The 22,156-nt window shown below is 47.5% G+C and carries 23 protein-coding genes and 1 rRNA gene; 12 read left to right on the forward strand and 12 right to left on the reverse strand.

Annotation, left to right across the window (positions count from 1 at the left end):
- Nucleotides 1-169: 169 nt before the first annotated feature.
- The 5 genes from rrf (at nucleotide 170) to BM334_RS07115 (ending at nucleotide 4,747) form a co-directional block, all read left to right on the forward strand.
- Nucleotides 170-283, forward strand: a 5S ribosomal RNA gene (rrf, locus tag BM334_RS07095).
- 307 nt (nucleotides 284-590) lie between these two features.
- Nucleotides 591-2,999, forward strand: a complete 2,409-nt coding sequence (locus tag BM334_RS07100) for a TonB-dependent receptor plug domain-containing protein (protein ID WP_092840070.1) — start codon at nucleotides 591-593, stop codon at nucleotides 2,997-2,999.
- 186 nt (nucleotides 3,000-3,185) lie between these two features.
- The gene (locus BM334_RS07105; protein WP_126801844.1) at nucleotides 3,186-3,497 is read left to right on the forward strand and encodes a hypothetical protein; all 312 of its coding nucleotides are present in this window, start codon (nucleotides 3,186-3,188) and stop codon (nucleotides 3,495-3,497) included.
- Between the two features lie 48 nt (nucleotides 3,498-3,545).
- A complete protein-coding gene (locus BM334_RS07110) occupies nucleotides 3,546-3,986 on the forward strand; it encodes a copper chaperone PCu(A)C (RefSeq protein WP_092840076.1) in 441 nt (146 codons plus the stop codon).
- An 11-nt stretch (nucleotides 3,987-3,997) separates the two neighbouring features.
- Nucleotides 3,998-4,747, forward strand: a complete 750-nt coding sequence (locus tag BM334_RS07115) for a TIGR04219 family outer membrane beta-barrel protein (RefSeq protein WP_092840078.1) — start codon at nucleotides 3,998-4,000, stop codon at nucleotides 4,745-4,747.
- 16 nt (nucleotides 4,748-4,763) lie between these two features.
- Here BM334_RS07115 and BM334_RS07120 read toward each other — a convergent pair whose 3' ends face one another.
- The 5 genes from BM334_RS07120 to BM334_RS07140 are packed head-to-tail and all read right to left on the reverse strand — an operon-like array spanning nucleotide 4,764 to nucleotide 8,789.
- Nucleotides 4,764-5,255: a DUF3299 domain-containing protein gene (locus BM334_RS07120; RefSeq protein ID WP_092840081.1), complete on the reverse strand. Its 492-nt coding sequence runs from the start codon at nucleotides 5,253-5,255 to the stop codon at nucleotides 4,764-4,766.
- Nucleotides 5,252-6,514: an ABC transporter permease gene (locus BM334_RS07125; protein ID WP_092840084.1), complete on the reverse strand. Its 1,263-nt coding sequence runs from the start codon at nucleotides 6,512-6,514 to the stop codon at nucleotides 5,252-5,254. Before BM334_RS07125 ends, BM334_RS07120 begins: the two co-directional genes overlap by 4 nt.
- On the reverse strand, nucleotides 6,511-7,218 hold the full coding sequence (locus BM334_RS07130) for an ABC transporter ATP-binding protein (RefSeq protein ID WP_092840087.1): 708 nt from the start codon (nucleotides 7,216-7,218) through the stop codon (nucleotides 6,511-6,513). Before BM334_RS07130 ends, BM334_RS07125 begins: the two co-directional genes overlap by 4 nt.
- A 5-nt stretch (nucleotides 7,219-7,223) precedes the next feature.
- The gene (gene ppa, locus BM334_RS07135) at nucleotides 7,224-7,754 is read right to left on the reverse strand and encodes an inorganic diphosphatase (protein ID WP_092840090.1); all 531 of its coding nucleotides are present in this window, start codon (nucleotides 7,752-7,754) and stop codon (nucleotides 7,224-7,226) included.
- A 42-nt stretch (nucleotides 7,755-7,796) separates the two neighbouring features.
- The gene (locus BM334_RS07140; RefSeq protein ID WP_092840093.1) at nucleotides 7,797-8,789 is read right to left on the reverse strand and encodes a class 1 fructose-bisphosphatase; all 993 of its coding nucleotides are present in this window, start codon (nucleotides 8,787-8,789) and stop codon (nucleotides 7,797-7,799) included.
- Between the two features lie 149 nt (nucleotides 8,790-8,938).
- On the opposite strand from BM334_RS07140, the gene mpl reads away from it, so the two are divergent.
- Genes mpl through panP form a run of 6 tightly spaced genes read left to right on the forward strand, consistent with a single transcriptional unit; the run spans nucleotide 8,939 to nucleotide 15,080 of the window.
- On the forward strand, nucleotides 8,939-10,291 hold the full coding sequence (mpl, locus tag BM334_RS07145) for a UDP-N-acetylmuramate:L-alanyl-gamma-D-glutamyl-meso-diaminopimelate ligase (RefSeq protein WP_092840603.1): 1,353 nt from the start codon (nucleotides 8,939-8,941) through the stop codon (nucleotides 10,289-10,291).
- 36 nt (nucleotides 10,292-10,327) lie between these two features.
- On the forward strand, nucleotides 10,328-10,951 hold the full coding sequence (locus BM334_RS07150; RefSeq protein WP_092840097.1) for a flavin prenyltransferase UbiX: 624 nt from the start codon (nucleotides 10,328-10,330) through the stop codon (nucleotides 10,949-10,951).
- A gap of 3 nt (nucleotides 10,952-10,954) precedes the next feature.
- Nucleotides 10,955-11,902 (forward strand): ABC transporter ATP-binding protein, encoded by a 948-nt coding sequence (locus BM334_RS07155; RefSeq protein ID WP_092840100.1) that lies wholly within the window; start codon nucleotides 10,955-10,957, stop codon nucleotides 11,900-11,902.
- Nucleotides 11,903-11,906: 4 nt separating this feature from the next.
- Nucleotides 11,907-12,680: an ABC transporter permease gene (locus BM334_RS07160; RefSeq protein WP_092840103.1), complete on the forward strand. Its 774-nt coding sequence runs from the start codon at nucleotides 11,907-11,909 to the stop codon at nucleotides 12,678-12,680.
- Nucleotides 12,677-13,381: a tRNA (guanine(46)-N(7))-methyltransferase TrmB gene (gene trmB / locus BM334_RS07165; protein WP_241970943.1), complete on the forward strand. Its 705-nt coding sequence runs from the start codon at nucleotides 12,677-12,679 to the stop codon at nucleotides 13,379-13,381. Before BM334_RS07160 ends, trmB begins: the two co-directional genes overlap by 4 nt.
- Before the next feature lie 37 nt (nucleotides 13,382-13,418).
- Nucleotides 13,419-15,080: a pyridoxal-dependent aspartate 1-decarboxylase PanP gene (panP, locus tag BM334_RS07170; RefSeq protein WP_092840107.1), complete on the forward strand. Its 1,662-nt coding sequence runs from the start codon at nucleotides 13,419-13,421 to the stop codon at nucleotides 15,078-15,080.
- Here the strand turns inward: panP and panC are convergent.
- From panC to sfsA, 7 genes are all read right to left on the reverse strand, one after another.
- Nucleotides 15,077-15,913 (reverse strand): pantoate--beta-alanine ligase, encoded by an 837-nt coding sequence (panC, locus tag BM334_RS07175; protein WP_092840110.1) that lies wholly within the window; start codon nucleotides 15,911-15,913, stop codon nucleotides 15,077-15,079. The genes panP and panC overlap by 4 nt on opposite strands.
- 12 nt (nucleotides 15,914-15,925) lie before the next feature.
- Nucleotides 15,926-16,720, reverse strand: a complete 795-nt coding sequence (panB, locus tag BM334_RS07180) for a 3-methyl-2-oxobutanoate hydroxymethyltransferase (RefSeq protein WP_092840114.1) — start codon at nucleotides 16,718-16,720, stop codon at nucleotides 15,926-15,928.
- 51 nt (nucleotides 16,721-16,771) lie between these two features.
- The gene (folK, locus tag BM334_RS07185) at nucleotides 16,772-17,251 is read right to left on the reverse strand and encodes a 2-amino-4-hydroxy-6-hydroxymethyldihydropteridine diphosphokinase (RefSeq protein WP_092840117.1); all 480 of its coding nucleotides are present in this window, start codon (nucleotides 17,249-17,251) and stop codon (nucleotides 16,772-16,774) included.
- Nucleotides 17,251-18,615 (reverse strand): polynucleotide adenylyltransferase PcnB, encoded by a 1,365-nt coding sequence (gene pcnB / locus BM334_RS07190; RefSeq protein ID WP_241970944.1) that lies wholly within the window; start codon nucleotides 18,613-18,615, stop codon nucleotides 17,251-17,253. The genes folK and pcnB overlap by 1 nt, the downstream gene beginning before the upstream one ends.
- 92 nt (nucleotides 18,616-18,707) lie before the next feature.
- Nucleotides 18,708-19,580, reverse strand: coding sequence for a tRNA glutamyl-Q(34) synthetase GluQRS (gene gluQRS / locus BM334_RS07195; protein ID WP_092840118.1), 873 nt, complete (start codon nucleotides 19,578-19,580; stop codon nucleotides 18,708-18,710).
- Between the two features lies 1 nt (nucleotide 19,581).
- On the reverse strand, nucleotides 19,582-20,034 hold the full coding sequence (gene dksA / locus BM334_RS07200) for an RNA polymerase-binding protein DksA (protein WP_055439665.1): 453 nt from the start codon (nucleotides 20,032-20,034) through the stop codon (nucleotides 19,582-19,584).
- A gap of 74 nt (nucleotides 20,035-20,108) precedes the next feature.
- On the reverse strand, nucleotides 20,109-20,801 hold the full coding sequence (sfsA, locus tag BM334_RS07205; protein WP_092840121.1) for a DNA/RNA nuclease SfsA: 693 nt from the start codon (nucleotides 20,799-20,801) through the stop codon (nucleotides 20,109-20,111).
- 67 nt (nucleotides 20,802-20,868) lie between these two features.
- Between sfsA and pepB the strand changes: the two genes are divergently transcribed.
- Nucleotides 20,869-22,155 (forward strand): aminopeptidase PepB, encoded by a 1,287-nt coding sequence (gene pepB / locus BM334_RS07210; RefSeq protein ID WP_092840124.1) that lies wholly within the window; start codon nucleotides 20,869-20,871, stop codon nucleotides 22,153-22,155.
- Nucleotide 22,156: the final 1 nt, after the last annotated feature.

Raw genomic sequence — 22,156 nt, forward strand, 5'->3', positions numbered from 1 at the left:
AGTGTTTAGGGCTGTAAGCCAGACACAAGTTCGAGCTTTTATTAAAATGGATGCTACGTCAGACGTAGCCCGGCGTTACACGCCGGGGAGCGATGCTCCAATCATGTAGAGTGGTCATCATTACCTTATACAGAATACAATCAGCCTTCATATTGTTTAACAGTTTATGCCTGGCGGCCATAGCGAAGTGGAACCACCTGATCCATTCCGAACTCAGCAGTGAAACGCTTCAGCGCCGATGGTAGTGTGGGAGTTCCCATGTGAGAGTAGGACACCGCCAGGCTTTAATTACGACGAGACCCCGAGCTAACGCTCGGGGTTTTTTCGTTTCTGAAGCGAGATTCGTTACTCGTTAATCGTTGTTCGTCCGCTGCGCTGCTCGCTAATATCCAATATCTAATATCTAATATCTAATATCTAATATCGCCTTTGCTCTTCGCTCTTCGCTCTTCGCTCTTCGCTCTTCGCTCTTCGCTATTCGCTATTCGCTCTTCGCCTTTTGATCTAAGCTATAACTAATTCGTGTATATAAAATGGGCCTAAGCCAAGTACTATGACTTATACAATCCAGAACGAATAAGAGGTGTGCCATGAAGCGTTCAACTTTAAGTTTAGCTTTAGCGACAGTTGTAATACCAAGTTTTTCATTAATATCTAACCAAGCTGTAGCGCAGGAAACCAACACAGCGTCGGTGGATGAAACGATTAACGTCATCGGCTCTCGTCTATCGTTGCGAACTGCAACGGACGGTACGGCACCGGTTGATATTATTACCGAAGACGAACTTACTGCCGGTGGGTTTACTGAAACAGCACAGGCATTACAGTACGCTGTGCCAAGCTTTAATTTTCCACGTTCTTCAATCACTGATGGTTCAGACGCCGTACGCCCGGCCTCTTTACGTGGCCTTTCGCCTGACCATACGCTAGTGCTCATTAATGGTAAACGTCGTCACAGTAGTGCCTTAGTACATCTGAATGGTACGACCGGCCGCGGTAGTTCTAATGCGGATTTAAATGCCATTCCCGTTTCCTCGATTAAGCGCATTGAAGTATTGCGTGATGGTGCCGCGGCACTATATGGATCCGATGCAATTGCTGGTGTAATTAATATCGTCTTAAAAGACCAAAGTGAAGGCGGCTCAATCACGGCAAATGCTGGACAAACGTTTGAAGGTGATGGTGAGCAATACAAAGTTCATGGCAATATCGGTTTTGGTTTAGGCGATGGTGGAAGTTTCACGTTGTCGGCCGAATACCATCATAAGAACAAAACAAATCGCGCAGGGTTAGATCCGCGCCAACAATATCCGTTGGTTAACGGTGCGCCTGACCCACGTGAGGCGACCTTTAATAGATTAAATCACCACGTTGGTGATGCGTCGTTTGAGAATAAAGCGGTATTTTTTAACGCAAACCTACCAGTAGGCCAGAATGGTGAGCTCTATGCTTTTGGTGGCATGAGCGATCGGACTTCACAGTCTGGAGCATTTTATCGTCGCGCCTTAGACAATCGAAATGTTATTGAAGTTTATCCAGATGGCTTTTTACCGCTATTGAGCCCTGAGACTTCGGATGCAAGTTTGTTAGGTGGCTACAAATTTATTTTAGGTAATTGGGATGTCGATGCGAGTGCCAGTTTTGGACAAAGCGAGTTTCAATACCGGTTAGAAAACTCACTTAACGCATCTTTTGGACCGAGCACGCCGACAAGCTTTAATGCCGGTACGCTAACGACAGATGAACTCAATGCAAATATTGATGTTTCGAGATTCATTCCGTTCGTTAATAACTCAGATCTCGCGGTTGCCTTTGGTATTAGCTATCGTGAAAACTCTTACCAAATAGAGGCAGGAGATCCAGCTTCTTATGAAGATGGTGGTTACGATGGTCGTCCTGCAGGTAGCCAAGGTTTTACAGGGTTTAAGCCTGAGTCAGAAGTCGACGACTCACGCGATAACGTTGGCGTTTATGTTGAACTAGAAAATCGATTGACGTCGCAATTCCAATGGGGGGCTGCGTTGCGTTATGAAGATTATTCAGATTTTGGTGACAACACGAGCTGGAAATTATCAGGCCGTTATGATGTGACTGATAATTTTGCGATTCGTGCAACCGCCAATACCGGCTTCCGTGCGCCAAGCGTGCAGCAAATTTACTTCACCAACATTTCAACTTTGTTTGTGAACCGAAACGGCGAGTTAGTGCCTGAACAATCAGGAACATTTAATAACGTAAGTACCGTCGCCCGTGAGCTGCAATTAGGTGCATTGCAGCCGGAAGAATCACAAAATTTAAGCTTGGGCTTCGTCTGGAGTGGCAATGATGGTCTGTCATTAACGGTCGATGCGTTTCAAATCAAAATTGATGATCGTGTAATTTTATCAAGCTCATTGGTCCCAAGTGATTCACAAGCTGTTGCTGATGCACTGGCAGCGGCCGGTGCAGATAATGCACGGTTTTTCATCAATGCCGTTGATACGACAACTAAAGGTTTAGATGTCGTATTAACTAAAGATTTTGCGGTCGGCGCTGGTGATCTTACAGCTCAGCTTGCTTATGGCTATAACGAAACTGAAATCGATGGTGTAAATTTGCCAACCATCATTGGTGATTTAGAAGCCAAATTATTCGATAGTGTGGAACGTACACGGATGACCCGTTCGGTGCCACGCCATAGTGGGAACATTTCCTTTACGCACAAGCTAGATCGATTAACGAGCCGTATCGCGTTCAATTATTTCGGCGACTATGTACTTGAGAACAATGCTGGGCTGCAAACCGAATTTGGCGGCAAGTGGATAACTGATATTTCAGCTGGATATCAAGTTTCGGACAGCTTGAAAGTAAATGCCGGCGTGCAAAACCTATTTGACGAATATCCGGATAAACAAGATCCATCGAACCAATTTAACGGCATCTTTATTTATCCAAATACGAACGCGCCATTCGGTTTCAACGGTGGTTATTACTACGCTGAATTAACGTATTCATTTTAATTGAAAGACCTGTCATTTTGACTAAAAAGTCATTAAAACCCCCATCACGGATATCCGTTATGGGGGTTTTGTTTTATAAAGTACTTATAAATCAACCACAAACGATTAGGCATGACTTTTGCATATCTACTAGACATCGAACCTATAAGTTGAACAAACCAAGCGTGTGTTACTGGGAGATATATCATGAAATCAAATCGAAACTGGATGTGGATTGTTGCTGGCCTAATTGCCGTCGTGTTTTTTGCTGATGAAGTATTTGCAATTATTGGCGCGGTGCTAGGCTTAATATTTAGTGTCGGATTCACCGGGTTACTTATTCTGGCAATTGCGGCGGTCGGCTTCTTTGTTGCCATGGCGATTGGGTTAAGTGTGGGGGCTGCGGTTCTTGTTAGTTTAGGGGTGCTCGTTTTTGCACTATTCGGTTGGTTGTGGCCTTATATTTTAGTTGGGGTAATCATTTATTTGTTAGTGCGAGATCGCCCAAAAACCGTGTAGACTGAACGCACAAACTCAGCTTAACGAGATTTCTTTGAGGGGATTAAAGTGCGTACCATTGTTATTTTATTAATGGCAGTTTTTACATACTCGTATGGTGTTTATGCTTCTAGCGCTGTAGCTGCGGAGATTGAAGTGTCTGCAGCTTGGGTAAAAGAGTCGATACCTGGAACCGAGAATGGTGCTGGCTACTTCACGATCACAAATGTCGGTACCAATAAAATTACGCTTATTGGTGCGTCCACGAATTCGGCGCGCGCTACGGAAGTTCATCAGCATATTCTGCGTGATGGTATGATGCGTATGAAGAGAGTACCGGAACTAGCGATAGCGCCCAGTGAAACCTTAGTATTTCAGCCTGGTGGCTATCATTTGATGCTATTTGGTGTAAAAAAACCGTTTAGAGAGGGTGAGCAAGTTGAATTTACGCTTAAATTCAGCGATGGTTACCAGAGAACCTTCACAGCAGAAGTTAAACCCATTCGTTAGGAATTATATTCATGAAGAAAATTGCCGTAGCGATTATCACTCCAACGTTATTATTTGCTGGTACTGCACAAGCAGATACTATTTTAGGCGTTTATGCTGGAGGCCAAATTTGGGATACTTCAAATTCAGGTAGCTTCGGTTCGGGCAATGGTAGCCAAGAATTCAGCTTTGATGATGAAAAGCAGCAGAGCTTTTATGTGGCGCTTGAGCATCCCATTCCTATTTTGCCAAACATCAAAATTCGTGAAAATGAATTAAGCAGCCAAGGCTTAGTGACTTTAACACAAGACTTTACCTATAACGGGCAAGGTTATGCTGCGGGCACGGCTCTGGGGAGTACCGTTGACCTAAGTCACACTGATTTTACGCTGTACTACGAAATATTCGACAACGACTTATTGACTGTTGATCTGGGTCTTACGGCAAAGAAAGTTGACGGTTTGCTAGCCGTGCGCGACGCTCAAAGCGAAAACCGTCTGCGAAGTGATGGTTGGATTCCAACGGGATATGCGCAGGTTCGTGTGGGTATTCCGGCTACCGATTTAACCGTGTACGGTTTGGCCAATGCTATTACTGTTGATGACAGTAGCATTCGTGATGTGGAAGCTGGTATTGAGTACCGTATGATTGAAAACCTAGCGATAGATTTGAATTTACAGCTCGGTTATCGCGATGTAAAAATTGAACTTGATGACCTTGATGGAATATATTCTGACTTACAATTCAAGGGGCCATACTTAGGCTTAGAAATCCATTTCTAAGCAAAGCTTAAGTTCTTTAGTAAAATGATTTAACTGTGGCGGCTGTCAGTCGATAGCCGACCACAGCTACGTCACCTTCCACGCGTTCGACGTTTATCACGCCCTCAACCCATACAGCATCAAAGGTATCCTCGTATTTTACGCCTTCAGGAAAGTCGACCAACACAATTTGGTTGGGGGGTGGCGGTGGCACATGCACACAAGCGCCATAGTAAGGTACTAGGAGAAATTGTGTGACTTTATCCGCATCGCCTTCAAGTTGCACAACATAGCCTGGAATTTTGATCTTTTTGCCGTCGAGTGCTTCAACCATAGGGGCGTCGAGTTCTGGCTGGTTGGCTAACTCCGGGTTAGCGTCATAGAAAGCTTGGCTACGAACCGGCGGTGGCTTGTAACCTTCCGGAACCAGTTCTTTCCATTGTGTTTCTACATATTCGTCTGCTTGAAGTGGCATGGTAACCAACATGGCACTGACAGCCCAAACAAGTGCATTAAACCATTTACTCATACGCGTATTGTTAACCCATCTGCTAAAGCATTGCGGTAAGCCCGCCATGCTGGAATAAAACTTAAAATTAATGCTGCTAGAATAATGGCAGCCAGAAATGACCATTCGGTGGTCGTCAATGGTGTTGCTCGCAGCAAAATTCCGGTATTCGCCAGTAGGGCGTCTCCGCCAACGCCGATGATAAGGTAGAGCATACCTATTCCTATGCCAACGCCAACCATGGCTAAAATAAGCGCTTCACTGACGAGTAGGCCAAATATCGTGACTGGCCCAGCACCAACAGCTCTTAAGACAGCCATTTCGCGGCGTCGTTCCCTTAAGCTAGATAGCAAAGCAGTTAACATACCAAGCAAACCGGTCGCAACAACTAAGGTCGATACGGCAAGCAAGGCCTTTTCAAACAGGTTCAATGTTCGCCATAGTTCGGTCAGCGCCATGCCGGGCATAATTGCTGTTAGAGGTTCACCCTGGTAGGTGTTAATGTCGCGCTGCATACGTAAAGCCAATGGTCGGCTGCTTAGACCAAGTAACACCGCGCTAAAGGTATAAACCGGCGGCTCATGGCTGTGTTCATGTGTATGTTCGTGATCATGGGCGTGCTCATTTTCGTGAGTCGTGTCACGAACTGACTCGCCGTGCACTTGGCCTAGCCCCGATAAAGGTATGTAAACCGCTTGATCGACGGGGGTACCTGTACGCTCTAAAATACCGCTTACTTTAAATGGATGCGCATCATGATCACTAAAGCTAATACCACCACTACCATGTGAAATAGTGAACTTATCTCCAAGTTTCAGCTGTCGTCGTTTCGCAACTTCCGCACCTAATACGGCAGTTTGAGCATCGTCAAAGCTATCACCTTGCGCAAATATTAAAGCCTGTCTGTCGGCATAGCGGAAGTACTCAAAAAAGTCGGTGGAAGTCGCAACAACGGGGAATTCGCCGAAGCTATCACCTAATGCAATTGGTATGTGCCACGCGACGCCTCGAAGCCCCTGCAAATGCTGGTAACTTTGCCAAGAGAGTGTGTTGCTGAGCGCACCAATGTGGAACACACTACTGAGCAATAACTGGGTATTCCCAGTGCGTGCACCAACAATGAGGTCTGTACCCGAAATGGTATTGGCAAAATTCTCTTGGGTTTGGTGCCGAACTCGTTCTACCCCTAGTAATAGCAGTGTACTTACAGCAATCGCAAGAATGGTAAGCCAAGCACTCGCTTTACGATTTAACAGGCTTGCTAGAGCTAAACGAATCATATGTGCCCCAGCGTTGCTTGGTTGATTTCGTTTAATTCAATACTGCGCTCAAAATGGTGCGCCAAACTGCCGTCGTGAGTCACAAACAGCAGCGTCGTGTTGTGTTGCTGGCAAGCATTGAATAGTACTTGGATAAAATTATCTCGATGATCCGCATCCAAAGCAGAGGTAGGTTCATCGGCAATAATCAAAGCCGGAGAGCCAAACAAAGCACGCGCAGCGGCAACACGTTGTTGTTGCCCGACACTGAGTTGATGAGCTGGCCGAGATAGATCGCCTTTGTCTAACCCAAGTTGTAAAAGTAGTTCTTTAGCGTGTTCGCTGTGATGAGGTGATATTTCATTGACTCTGCGGCGTCGCGCGGGTGAAAACTTTGCAGCGAGCGACACGTTCGCTACCGCAGTAAGGTATGGAAGTAGATTAAACTGCTGAAAAATATAACCAATTTCGTTGGCTCGTAGTTTGTCACGTTGACGTTGTGACAGTTTCCCCATGTCGTGCTCGAGCACATGTAACTGGTTTTTTGCAGGAGCATGGATGCCAGCAATGAGGCTAAGTAAAGTGGATTTACCTGAGCCGCTGGCACCACGGAGCAATACACGCTCCCCTTGTTGAACATTAAACTGCGGAATGCTCAGCAGGGGACGTGTGGCACCTGGCCACTGAAACTCAAGATTTTTGAGTTCAATACAGGTGCCAGTCATCGCACTTATTTCTGTTTGGCGCGCTCGAATGACGACATGATTTCTTCTTTTGCCGCTTCGATGTCACCCCAACCTTCAACTTTGACCCATTTGCCTTTTTCAAGCTCTTTATAGCGCTCAAAGAAATGCGTGATTTGTGCTTTAAGCAGTTCTGGCAGGTCTTCTACGTTTTGAATATGATCATATTCTTTGGTCAACTTACTTACTGGAACCGCGATAACTTTGGCGTCTTCACCAGACTCATCAGTCATTTTCAATACGCCGACAGGGCGACATTTGATGACTGAACCTGCTTGCAATGGGTACGGTGTTGGTACCAATACGTCAACTGGGTCGCCATCTAACGAAAGCGTTTCGTTCACAAAACCATAGTTGCATGGATAAAACATTGGCGTTGACATAAAACGGTCAACCCACAAGGTGCCAGTGTCTTTGTCGACTTCGTATTTAATTGGGTCAGCGTTCGCTGGAATTTCAATGATAACGTTGACTTCTTCTGGCAGGTTTTTACCTGCGCTAACGTGACTTAAGCTCATGTGTATTCCTGTTAAAGACTAAGTTAAATATATTGGCGCGTATTATACGGTCTTGTCGCCCGATTGCGAACCCTCTAGATAGCGCAAGCAGGTTTCTACTTCATGCTTGGCGCCAAGTATAATGCCGACGCGCTGATGAATATCAGTTGGCTGAATATCTAATATGCGTTCTTCGCCGCTATGGGCCAAGCCGCCGGCTTGTTCAACCAGCCATGCCATGGGGTTACCTTCATACATTAAGCGTAATTTATACGGTTTATTTGCTGAGCGGGCATCCCACGGATATGCAAATAAACCACCACGGCACAAAATACGGTGTACATCGGCTACCATTGCTGCAACCCAACGCATATTGAAGTTTTTCGCTCGAGGGCCACTAGTTCCGGCAAGCAAGTCATCTACATAGAGTTGCATGCCCTCTTGCCAGTGCCGGAAGTTTGACATGTTAATGGCAAATTCGGAGGTCTCAGCTTCTATCTGCAAGTCTTTTTTGGTGAGTAAGAACTCACCAACCGTTTGGTCAAGTGTGAACATTCGCAAGCCATTGCCAGTCGTGAAAGCTAGCATGATGGACGGGCCATAAAGAATATAGCCGGCAGCGACTTGATTACGGCCGGGCTGCAAAAACATATCGACATCGCCTGAATTGTTCTCAGGAACTGGCAGTATCGAGAAGATTGTGCCGACCATGCTGTTAATATCAATGTTTGAACTACCATCTAGCGGATCAAAAGCAACGAGATATTTTCCATTATCGTGACCCAGTACAATGCCCTCTTCTTCTTCCGAAGCGACAGCTCGCACGTGTTGGCACTCAAGCAAAATTTCTTTGATCAATTGATTGGATAAAATATCGAGTTTCTTCTGGGTTTCGCCTTGAATGTTTTCAGACAAAGTCGAACCGAGAACGCCCGCTAGCTCACCTTGCCCAACGCGGAATGAAATTTCCTTGGCGCAAATTTGCAGTGAATTGATAACGGAAATCAGAGCTTCGTCGACCTGATCGTTGCGTAAGGTCGGAATTAAGCGTTGCATGGAACCCTCGTGAAATTTGCTAGTGGTCGAATACGAGTTTTAAACGCGGCTAAGTTTACCGCAAATTTAAGCAAATTGCCTGCTCAGATTGTCGCGCAATGAAAGCTGCGTGATACACTGATGCACATTGCAATAATGTGAGTAAAACCATGCACATTCATATTCTTGGTATTTGTGGAACATTTATGGGGGGCATCGCCGCTTTGGCGAAGGGGCTTGGACACCACGTTACAGGTAGTGACGCCCAGGTTTATCCGCCAATGAGCGACCAACTACGAGCCATAGGTATTGAACTGATAGAGGGTTACGATGCCGAGCAGCTCTCGCCGCGCCCCGACCTGGTGATTATTGGTAATGCTTTAAGTCGTGGGAATTCAGCGGTTGAAGCGGTACTTAATCAACGCATTCCATATACATCAGGCGCGCAGTGGCTGCATGACGAGCTGTTGCAGCATAAGTGGGTTCTTGCAGTAGCAGGAACCCATGGCAAAACAACGACATCGAGCATGCTCACTTGGTTACTTGAATTTGCCGGGTTGAAACCAGGATTCTTAGTCGGTGGTGTACTGGCGAATTTTCAACAGTCGGCACGCTTGGGTGAGAGTGACTTTTTTGTCATTGAGGCCGATGAATACGACACGGCATTTTTTGATAAGCGCTCTAAGTTTGTTCATTACTGCCCAAGCACGTTAGTGCTGAACAATCTTGAGTTTGATCATGCCGATATTTTTGCCGATTTAGCAGCCATACAACGTCAGTTTCATCATTTGGTGCGGGTAGTGCCGGGTTATGGGCGTATTTTTTATCCTCAGCAAGAGGCTGCGCTTGAGCAGGTTATTGAGCAGGGCTGCTGGAGCGAAACCGTGAAAACTGGGCCACAGGGTGAATGGTCAACCCGCTTGGTTAAACAAGACGGCAGTGTATTCGATGTGCTTTACCATGGTGAACTGCAGGGGCAAGTACGTTGGGATCTTATTGGTGATCATAATGTGGCGAACGGCTTAATGGCTATTGCGGCAGCGCATCATGTTGGCGTTCCTGTTGATGTTAGCTGCGAGGCGCTGTTGTCGTACCAAAACACCAAGCGCCGTTTAGAGTTGCGCGCCAATATTGCCGATATCGCCATTTATGATGACTTTGCGCATCATCCGACAGCAATAACAACCACGCTAAAAGGGATGCGCGCTAAGCAACCCAAAGCACGTATTGTGGCAGTGCTAGAACCGCGTTCCAATACCATGAAACTTGGTACTATGGCTGATGTGCTAGACACCGCATTGTCTGAGGCAAATGAGATTTTTATGCTGCAGCCAGACGCGGTACAATGGCGAGTTACGGATAAGGTACCGCGCGCTCATGTGGGGGCGTCGGTCGATGAGCTGTTAGTGCTGTTAAGCCAAAAATTACAACCCGGTGATCAGGTTGTGATTATGAGCAATGGCGGATTTGGCAACATCCATAATCGCTTAATTGACGTATTACGTCGCCAGTACACAGACTAACAGTCATTCTTAGCAGACCCAGACAGAGGACATAACATGACGCAGCCGAGTCACATCACATTGGCGATTACCGGTGCTTCTGGCGCGCCTTATGCGGTGCGGTTACTTGAATGCTTGCTGGCGCAACATCAGCATGTGCATTTGTTACTGTCGAGTGCCGCACGTGTGGTGTTTGCCACAGAGCTTGATTGGCAATTGCCTGCTGCACCGAAAGCCATGGCAGATATGCTGCGTGAACACTTTGGTGTCAGTGAGTCGCAATTGCAGGTTTACGGCAAAGAAGAATGGTTTTCACCGGTCGCGTCAGGCTCTGCAGCGCCGAAAAAAATGATTGTGTGCCCGTGCTCTACTGGCACCTTGTCAGCTATCGCTCATGGTGCCAGCGATAACTTGATTGAGCGCGCAGCAGACGTCGTGATCAAAGAGCGTGGACAGTTAATTCTGGTGCCACGCGAAATGCCATTTTCGGCGATTCATTTAGAAAACATGCACAAATTGGCGCAGTTAGGTGTGACGATTATGCCAGCAGCGCCTGGCTTCTATCATAAACCACAGTCCATAGACGATTTGGTTGATTTCGTTGTTGCACGAATTCTTGACCATCTCGATTTAGACCAAACATTACAACCACGCTGGGGTTACGGCGAGGAGAAACAATAAATCATGAAAGCATTGTCTATTCGTGGCTTAAAGAAAACCTATAAGGGCGGACATGAAGCGCTTAAAGGTATTGATTTGGATGTTGAAGAAGGCGACTTTTTTGCCCTGTTGGGGCCAAATGGCGCTGGTAAATCAACCACCATCGGTATTATTTCGTCATTGGTGAATAAGAGCTCAGGCACGGTCAATGTGTTTGGCTATGATTTAGATACCCAATTGGTCGACTTGAAACGCCAAATTGGTTTGGTGCCGCAAGAGTTCAACTTCAATCAATTTGAAACGGTGCAACAAATTGTTGTTAACCAAGCTGGCTATTACGGCGTGCCACGTGAACTAGCCAAGCAACGTGCGGAAAAATACCTCAAGCAGTTAAGCCTGTGGGACAAGCGTGATAGTCCTGCACGTATGCTGTCGGGTGGTATGAAGCGCCGTCTGATGATTGCTCGCGCACTGCTACACGAGCCGAAATTACTGATTTTAGATGAACCAACCGCCGGTGTTGATATTGAACTGCGCCGCAGCATGTGGGATTACCTTGAAACCATTAACAAACAAGGTATTACCATTATTTTGACCACGCATTATTTGGAAGAAGCCGAAACGCTATGCCGCAATATTGCCATTATTGACCAAGGTACCATTATCGAGAACACGTCGATAAAACGACTGTTAGCGACGTTGAATATGGAAACTTTTGTCTTTGACTTGGCCGTGAATGAAGGGCAGTCGAGTACGGCAGAACTAACGCTGGAAGGCTTCAAGTGGCGTGCATTAGATGACCACACCATTGAAGTTGATGTGGAAAAAAGCCAAGGCTTAAACCGCGTGTTTGAACAACTAAGCGCGCAACATTTAACGGTATTGTCCATGCGCAATAAAGCCAACCGTTTAGAAGAGTTATTCGTGAATTTGGTCGAGAAAGGCCGCAAACCAACCGCAGCAGAGGCTTAATACGATGTCATCCATTAGCTTTATTGCGCTAAAAACCATTTGGATTAAAGAGTGCACACGCTTTTTGCGTATTTGGGTGCAAACCTTAGTGCCACCAGCTATCACTATGACGTTATATTTCGTAATTTTTGGTAGCATTGTTGGCGAGCGAATTGGTGACATGGGCGGTCGGCCTTATATGGAATTTATTGTGCCGGGCCTGATTATGATGTCGATTATTACCAATTCGTATTCGAATGTCGCGTCATCGTTTTTTAGTGCCAAATTTCAGCGCAACATTGAAGAAATGCTGGTGGCGCCAGTATCACCAGCGGTTATTATCGGTGGTTATGTTGGCGGTGGTTTAGCGCGTGCGATGATTGTCGCGGTTATTGTCACCTGTGTATCGTTTTTGTTTGTTGAAAACGTCAGTATTCATCATGCCGGTATCTTGGTGCTCACCGTTATTTTAACGTCTACGTTGTTTTCGCTTGGTGGCTTAATTAATGCCATACATGCAAAGACCTTTGATGACATTTCTATTGTGCCAACCTTTGTATTAACGCCACTGACTTATTTGGGCGGGGTGTTTTTTAGTATTCAATTGCTACCAGGTATTTGGGAGCAAGTGGCCCAAGCCAATCCTGTTCTTTATATGGTCAACGCATTTCGTTATGGCTTTTTGGGCGTGTCCGATGTCAATGTGGGCGTTGCGTTAGCCGTTATTATTGGTTTCAACCTGGTGCTATTTACTTTGGCTTATACACTCCTTAAACGCGGCGCAGGTATTCGCTCGTGAATCATGAATCTAGACCGGTAACGACCAACCAACACGGTAATCATGATGATTTAACTACTGTGGTGATGCGCCATTTGCGCTCACCATTTCGTAAGCCCATTCAGGCGCACAATCGCGAAGCGTTTGAGCAGGCGCAAAAGCTGGTCGCTGACTGGCAGGGCCCAATTATTTTGGACTCTTGTTGCGGGGTTGGTGAGAGTACAGCGTGGATCGCTGAGCAGAATCCTGATGCTTTAGTGATAGGTGTCGACAAATCTGCACATCGCTTAGCACGCCATGCCCAATATGAAAAAGCTGAAGCTGGCCAGCGCTATATTTTGGTCCGCGCCGACCTTCATGACTTTTGGCGATTAGCGGTTGAAGCACACTGGCAGCTACAGCAACATTATATTCTTTACCCGAATCCGTGGCCTAAAGCTGCACACCTTGGCCGTCGCTGGCATGGCAGCCCAGTGTGGCCTTATGTTCTGGGGTTGGGCGGTCAGTTGGTGATGCGTTCAAACTGGGCAATTTATCTAACAGAAGTGGCCAGTAGCTTGGCCTTAGTAAACTGTAGCGCAACCATTTCTCCACTGTTAGCACGCCACGAGCCAATGACCCCATTTGAACGGAAGTATCAGCGCAGTGGCCAACAGTTATGGGAGTTGCGAGCCGATTTGCCGGAAGATGGTCGCTATTTTTCCGCGATCGAGGCAGAATAAGCCATATTTTTAGACAAAGCATCACAAGGATATTTGCTTGAGCGACACAACTTTTGCTGAAGTTAGCCAAGAAGCGCTACTGAAGATTTTCACTATTCCGGAAGCGCCGGACTCAACTTTAGGTAAAATTGAAAAACACTTATCTGAAAACCTCATGGGTTTTTTGGGTGAGCATATTGTCGCGCGCGAAAAACCGCTGCACGAAATTGAGCAAAATTTTAATGTGAGCGAAATTCCAGAAGAGCCACGTTACGTCTCTGATCATACCGAGTTTCTGCTCAATAACTTAGTGGCCCATTCGGTTCATACCTCATCGCCTCGCTTTATTGGCCACATGACCTCTGCACTACCTTATTTTTTGTTGCCATTGGCAAAGCTCATGGTGGGTTTGAACCAAAACTTGGTAAAAATTGAGACCTCAAAAGCCTTTACCCCACTCGAGCGCAATGTGCTCGGTATGTTGCATCACTTGGTATATCAGCAAGATGCAGCGTTTTATCAGCGTTGGATGCATAGCGCGCAGCACTCGCTTGGAGCCATGTGTTCAGGCGGTACGGTTGCCAATATTACAGCGTTATGGGTAGCACGAAACTTACTACTAAAGCCTGATAACGGCTTTGCAGGCATTGCTGCCGAAGGTCTTGCAGCAGGGCTGGCCCATTATGGTTACAAACGCTTAACGGTTATGGTCTCTGAGCGAGGGCATTATTCATTAAGCAAAGCTGCCGATGTACTCGGCATAGGGCGACGTAACCTAATTGCTGTGCCAACCGATGACCACAACCGAATTCGCATTGACGCATTGCGCGAAGCTTGTGCAAAAGTTGCTGCAGAGGGTGGCAAAGTACTGGCATTGGTTGGGGTGGGCGGTACAACCGAAACCGGCCATATTGATCCGCTCGATGAAATGGCTGACGTGGCCGAAGAAATTGGCGCGCATTTTCATGTCGATGCGGCTTGGGGCGGCGCAACGTTGCTGTCTAAGCGTTTCCGCCACTTATTGCATGGCATTGAGCGGGCAGATAGCGTGACTATTGATGCCCATAAACAAATGTACGTGCCTATGGGCGCCGGAATTGTTCTGTTCCGTGACCCTAGTATGGTGCGTGCAATTGAGCATCATGCGGAATATATCATTCGACATGGCTCGAAAGACTTAGGTGCGCACACCATGGAAGGCTCACGCCCGGGCATGGCAATGCTGGTGTATTCAGCTATGCATGTGATGGGCCGCCGTGGTTATGAACTATTAATTGATCAAAGTATTGAAAAAGCCCGCGAATTTGCACGCTTGATAGAAGCACAAGACGACTTCGAATTAATTACCGAACCGGAGTTATGTTTGCTGACTTATCGGTTTGTACCGGCCAAGGTAAAGCCATTGCTGCAACAAGCAAACGCTGAGCAAGTACGCCGCATTACGCCACATTTAAATGCGCTAACGCGGTTTATTCAAAAGCGTCAACGCGAAACCGGCCGCTCGTTTGTGTCGCGTACTAAGTTAACGCCGGCGCAATATTTTCGCGAGCCAACCGTGGTTTTTCGTGTGGTACTAGCGAACCCATTAACTACGCGTGACATGCTTGAAGAAGTATTGCAGGAGCAGCGCGAAATTGCCGCCCAAGCGATGAGCTTGCGCGGTGCGTTATATACGGAGTTGCGAGAGCTAGGGTTGGTGCGCGAGTTAAACGGCCGTTAACGCTCAAACTGCAAGTTATCAATAAGCCGCGTTGTGCCAATAAACGCGGCAACCAACACCACGAGTTCTCGGTCTGATGCGGTTGCTGGCGCTAGGTCTTCACGGCGGCGCAACTCAAGATAATCAATGGTAAATCCCGCTTTTTCAATAACGGATGCGGCATTTTGCAACGCAGTTTCAGGCTTTTCTTCGGCTTTTATGTCATCGGCAATACGTTGCAACGAACGATACAAAATCGGCGCAGCAGTTCTGTGTTCTTGGCTTAAATAACCGTTGCGTGAACTTAGTGCAAGGCCATCGCTGGCACGCTCGGTTGGCATGCCAATTACATCGACCGGCAAGCTCAAATCTCGCGTCATTAAACGAATAACTTGTAACTGTTGAAAGTCTTTTTCACCAAATACGGCAACCTGTGGTTGAACCATATTGAATAACTTTGCAACAATGGTTGCAACCCCGCGAAAATGCCCGGGCCGGCTAGCGCCACACAAAATTTCTGAAATACCCGGCACTTCAATGTAAGTTTGCTGCTCTAGCCCTCGTGGATAGACATCGGCGACGGACGGCGCAAATACTGCGTGAGCACCGCGCTCGGCCAGCGCAATACAATCGGCATCAAAGGTGCGTGGGTAACTTGCTAAGTCTTCATTGGCGCCAAACTGCATTGGGTTCACAAATATACTAACAACCACATGGTCGGCTAGCTGCTTAGCTCTATCAACCAACTTTAGGTGCCCTTCATGCAGGTTGCCCATGGTTGGTACCAAAGCGACGGTGCCGGTTAATTGCGCTCGCCATGCGCGAAGCTCTTCTAAACTAGTCAGTTGTTGCATGCTGATACTTCGCTATTCAAACGTGTGTTCTGGACCAGGAAAACTACCATCTTTTACTTGGCGAATATAAAGTTCCACAGCACTTTGTAAGTCGTCAGCGTCGGCTAAAAAGTTCTTCACGAATTTTGGTAAGTAGTCGCTGTTTAAGCCAAACATGTCGTGCATGACCAGAATTTGCCCATCGGTTTGCGCCCCAGCGCCAATGCCTATGACCGGAATATCCAGTTTCTGACTAATCAACTGCCCAAGGCTAGTTGGCACGCACTCAAGCACGAGCATTTGTGCCCCAGCTTGTTGCAAGGCGAGTGCTTGGCGTACGGTATTCTCTGCAGCACTTTGTTCACGCCCTTGAATTTTGTAACCACCCAGCACATTGACCGATTGCGGTAGCAAACCTAAATGCGCACACACGGGCACGCTTCGGTCGACCAGGGTGCGAATGGTGTCTAACAACCAATCGCCCCCTTCAAGCTTAACCATGTTTGCGCCTGCGCGCATTAATTTAGCCGCCTCAACACAGGCTTGCTCCGGTGTCGCATACGACATAAATGGCATATCGGCCATAACAAATGCGTCAGGCGCGCCACGTCGCACCGCCTCGGTGTGGTAGGCAATTTGTTCTACCGTAACGGGCAAGGTACTGGATTGCCCCTGCACAACGTTACCCAACGAGTCGCCGACGAGCATGAAGTCGATACCGCACTGCGCAAACAACTTTGCAAAGGAAGCATCATACGCAGTTACTGAGACAATTTTATCGCCCGAGGCTTTCATTTTGCTCAGTTTTGAAATAGTCATGCCCGCCATTGCGAACTCCTTTCTTTGAACCATAACAACAACCGATAGCTTTTGATTGTATCAGGTAATTTTTTGCAGGTCATGATGCGTCATTGCTTGGTAAAGGCTAGCAATATCACGACCATCAGGTAATTGTAGGTTAGGGCTTAATTCGCACAATGGCACAATCACAAAATCACGTTCGCCAAGGCCGGGGTGTGGAATGGTTAGACGTGCTTCATTGATCACAGCTTGATCATATAACAAAATGTCCAAATCAAGTGTACGCGGGCCCCAGTGCACAAGCCGTTGCCGACCAAACTGCTGCTCAATAGACTGCAACAGGTCTAACAATTCCAAGGGCGACAACTGCGTCTCAGCGCAAGCGACGGCATTCACGTAATCAGGTTGTTCAACCGGACCCATGGGTGAGCTTGCATAAAGGGAGCTAGCACGCAGATGCGTAAGCTGGGGCAGTGCCGCTAAGGTATGCAGCGCGTCGCGCAGTGTTTGCTGCGGATTCCCTAAATTGGCGCCGAGGGCAATATACACCAATGCCATTAGTTGGTATTTCCGCCTGGCTTGGACTTGTTACTGCGACGGCGTTTACCACCACGTCGACCACGACGTTTTGGCGCATGCTCTTTGTCCGCAACATGTGCAGGCAGTGATGACATGTCCGTCGTTTGCTGAAGTTTGGTCCAGAAATCAGCTCGCTGTTGCAGTACTTTTTGCTCAAGCGGCGTGGCTGTTTTGGCACGCAGTAATAAAAAGTCGTAGGCCGCCCTGAATTTAGGGTGCGTTAATAATGACTGTACGCGTTTGCCTTTTGCTCGCTCCATACGCTGTTGCAGTTGCCAAATTTCGCGGGCAGGAATACTAAAGCGCTTCGGTATCGCAATGGTTTGCACTTGGCGACCAATCACGTCCGCTGCGGCAATATTCAGTGCATCTACCGGAGGCAGGCCGCTTTCCACACTCAATTGCTCCATGCGAGCTTGCAGCGGCCACCATAACAGGGCGGCAAACAAATACGCAGGTGTAATACGTTGATCGTTGCGAACCCGTGCATCGGTATCGGCAAAAGTTTGATGTATTAATTGATAGGGGGCTTCTGTCGGTGACTTCAAATAAACTTTTAGCAACGGGAATAACTGCTGAAACAAATGGTAATCGGCTAACATTTCAAAGTTAGCTAAGCCTTTGCCCGCAGTAAATAGCTTGAGAACTTCTTCAAACAAGCGCGCCGGCGGAATATTTTGCAGTAACGGGGCAAGCTCCCGAATCGGTTTAGCGACACTGTCGTCTAGACGCATATTGAGCTTGGTGGCAAAACGAACAGCGCGAAGCATACGCACTGGATCTTCACGGTAACGTGTCTCGGCATCGCCAATCATACGTAATACACCAGCTTCACAATCACGCACACCGTCAGCAAAATCGACAATACTGAAGTCAGCAATGTTGTAGTAAAGGGCATTTACTGTGAAGTCACGGCGTTGGGCATCTTCGTCAATGGTGCCATAAACATTGTCTCGAACCAGCATGCCTTCGGCATTTTGCTTGGCAACCTTGTCGGCCGTATCTTCATCATCGTGGCTTTCGTGATGTCCCCGAAATGTTGCAACTTCAATAATTTCTCGCCCAAATACCACATGCGCCAAGCGAAAGCGGCGACCGACTAAACGGCAATTGCGGAATAGCTTACGTACCTGCTCAGGCGTGGCATTGGTGGTGACGTCGAAGTCTTTTGGGTGCAAACCAAGTAACAAGTCACGCACACAGCCGCCTACCAAATAGGCCTCATAGCCGGCGTTATGTAACCGATACAGCACCTTAAGAGCGGGTTCGGAAATATCTTTGCGCGAAATATTGTGTTGATCGCGAGGTATGATCCGAGGCTTGGCAAGTATATTTTGCGGCAAGTTTTTTGCGTTTGGTCTGCGCTTTATAGCACGCTTTGCCAAGGCTTTAATGCGTTTGATAATAACGGGTTCTCCGAGAATGTTTAAAACGGTTATATTGTATCCTGCTGAACGGTTTTGGGGAAGTCACGCGTGCGCCATTGCATAACAGCATCGCTTAGTAATTCAGCGGCATTGGCTGTTAGCTTCGGTTGCAGGTGTAAAAAGCGCATGGCGGCAGCTAGTTGTTCAATAACCTGATCATCGCGAAGTGCCGGTGCATGATTCTGTTTACTTAGTTTGCGGCCGCGCGGATCAAGCGCAAGCGGAACGTGTTTGAAGTGCGGTACGCGCTTGGCGAAAATTTGCCACAGGTTTATTTGCCAGCTGGTCGCGGTAAGTAAGTCCTCACCTCTGACAATATCGGTAATGCCTTGCTCAATATCATCAACCACCACCGCCAACTGGTAGGTGAACAGCCCATCACGGCGAAATAACACAAAATCTTCAGCCGCAAACGCAGGATCAATAGCGACCTCACCTTGCAAATCATCGACAAAACTAAGCACTGGGTGGTCGTTTCTAAAGCGAATGGCGGTATTTTCAATAGCTAATTGCTTTTCACGGCAAACGCCAGTGTAGTAGGGACCGCGCGCTTTTATTTGCTTGCGGCTACACTCACAACGATAGGTTAGGTGTTGTGCAGTTAACTGCTCCAGCGCGCGTTGGTACGCGTCGGTGCGCTGGCTTTGGTAGACAATGTCACCGTCCCAATGCAGTTCATGTTGCTTAAGTTGTTCTAAGATAATTTGATCGGCGCCGGCCACGGCACGAGGTTGGTCAACATCTTCAATACGCACAAGCCATCGCCCATTGTTTGCTCGGGCATCTAAGTAACTCGCAAGTGCGGCAATCAATGAACCAAAATGAAGAGGCCCCGACGGGGTCGGGGCAAAACGTCCGCAATAATCAGACGAGGCTCCCATATTAGGCGCCAGTCATTTGCTTCTCTTTAATTTCAGCTAACGTTTTACAGTCGACGCAAAGGTCAGCTGTTGGGCGTGCTTCTAAGCGGCGAATACCGATTTCAATGCCGCATTGATCACAAAAACCAAAATCATCGGCTTCAATTTTCTGTAGCGTTTTTTCGATTTTCTTAATCAATTTACGCTCGCGGTCACGGGTACGTAACTCTAAGCTGAATTCTTCTTCTTGCGCAGCGCGGTCTACCGGATCTGGGAAGTTCGCTGCTTCATCTTTCATATGGTGTACGGTACGGTCAACTTCTTCGCGCAATTGCGCACGCCATACTTCTAATATTTTACGAAAATGCGCACGTTGCGCCTCATTCATATATTCTTCGTCTGGACCCAGCTCGTAAGGCTCCAAGCCAGCTTGTGCCAGAATGCCATGGGCTTTTTTCGGCGTTCCTTGAGGCATTATGGATCTCCTATATGAGACGTTGTTATTAAAAAGGTCGGTACATATACCAGAAAGCCAACAGCTGCGCAATTTTATTTGACGCAAATCATGGCGCTTGGTTTTATTTCCTCGGCCGATATCTGGCATTGAATGGCATTAAATTCAACCCCTGCTTGTTTGGCCATTATGCACGCTTCGGCGTATTTAGCGTCAATATGTTCTGCAGCGCTAACTTGGCGAATGGCAGAGTGTAAAACAACATATAACACCATGGCGCGGTGGCCCTCGCTCGCCATGGTTTGCAGGCTTGCTAAATGCTGGCGCGCTCGTTCGCTAACGGTATCGGGAAAATACCCTTGTTGTTGTACAGCTAAAGTGACGCTTTTTACTTCAATAAAGGTTAAGTTGCCGTTAGCGTCGATACCTTGCCAATCAATGCGGCGGTTATCATAGCCATATTTTTGTTCGGCCGTAAGTTCTGTAAAGGGTTCTAACATACCTTGTTGCAGTAGCTCGCCAGCAATTTGGTTGGCGCGTTGGGTATTGACACAAATCATATCGCCTTCAGTTGTTTCTGCGAGCTCCCAGGTATAACGGTACTTACGTTTTGGGTTACCCGAGTCGCTTATCCATACCTTCATACCGGGCCGTGCGCAGCCGGTCATTGCGCCGGTGTTTGGGCAATGAATGGTGATAACGTCGCCATTTGGTAATTGCACATCGGCTAAAAAGCGTTTGTAGCGTTTTATTAGCACCGCTGGGCGCAAAGGGTTGAGAAACTTCATTGTAAGCCCCACATAGCTCGGATAGGATAGTCACATCAAGCCGAAAACATACTGGGAGCGTATTCGCATGTCTAGCACTGTATCTGTATTTATTGCTAATCAACCTGCTGAGCAGGCCGCTTGGAAAGCTAGCTCAGCCGCAATTATGAGCGAGCAAGGGGCGACAATTTACTTAGGCACGAACGAGGCCGATAATCTGCGCAAAGTACAAAAGGCCGGGCGACAATTAGACACCATGGGTATTAAATCGGTGCAGCTAGCGGGCGAAGGTTGGGACTTAGAGCGCCAATGGGCTTTTTCTAATGGCTTTACTGACACGCTCACCAAAAATACCATTCAATGGGCTGACGATGCCGACAAACTAACCCAGATGCGTGACACCGCAGCTTGGGTGCGTGAACTCATTAACTTACCCCCCAATGAAATTTACCCAGAGTCACTGGCGCAAAAAGTGACTGATAAGCTAACTGCTGTGGCACCGAATGCCATCACAGTGACGCAAATTGTCGGCGATGAGCTGGTTAAGCACGGTCGTATGGGTATTCATACTGTGGGCCGTGCAAGTAAAAAACCGCCGGTTATGTTGGTGGTTGATTACAACCCAGGTCAAGACGCCAATGCCGCTATTGATGCGGTGTTAATCGGCAAAGGAATTACCTTTGATAGCGGTGGCTATAGCATCAAGTCAAGTGAAGGGATGCTGGCCATGAAGTGTGACATGGGTGGTGCTGCGACTGTTGCCGGAGCACTGGTACATGCAATACATCAGGGCCTCAATAAACGCGTGCAACTCGTGTTGTGCTGTGCCGAAAACCTAATTGACGGTAGCGCCTATAAACTGGGTGACATTATTACCTACAAAAACGGGCAAACCGTTGAAATTGTGAATACCGACGCCGAAGGCCGTTTGGTATTGGCTGACGGTTTGATTTATGCCGGTGAAGTGAACGCCAAGTTAATTATTGATGCGGCAACGCTTACTGGCGCTGCGCAAGTTGCAGTGGGTACTGACTACAATGCGCTATTTAGTGTTGATGATGAGCTCGCCCAAAAAACCTTGAACATTGCTCATGAGCAACGCGAATTATTGTGGCGTCTGCCGCTAAACAACTGGCACAAAGATAATTGTCCTTCGGCATTTGCTGACACCGCCAACAGTCGCCCGCAAAAAGGTGGTGGTTCGGGCGGGGCTAGCAATGCAGCGGGGTTCTTGTTACGCTTTGCACCGAATGAGGGTGCCGGTTGGTTGCATTTTGATATTGCTGGGGCCTATCACGGTAGTGCCAATGCGTTATGGCCAACGGGCGCAACGGCTTTAGGTTTCCGTACCATTGCGGCAAGCCTATTAAAGTAAC

It is taken from the genome of Pseudidiomarina donghaiensis (assembly GCF_900116895.1).
In the GTDB taxonomy this organism is placed as follows: domain Bacteria; phylum Pseudomonadota; class Gammaproteobacteria; order Enterobacterales; family Alteromonadaceae; genus Pseudidiomarina; species Pseudidiomarina donghaiensis.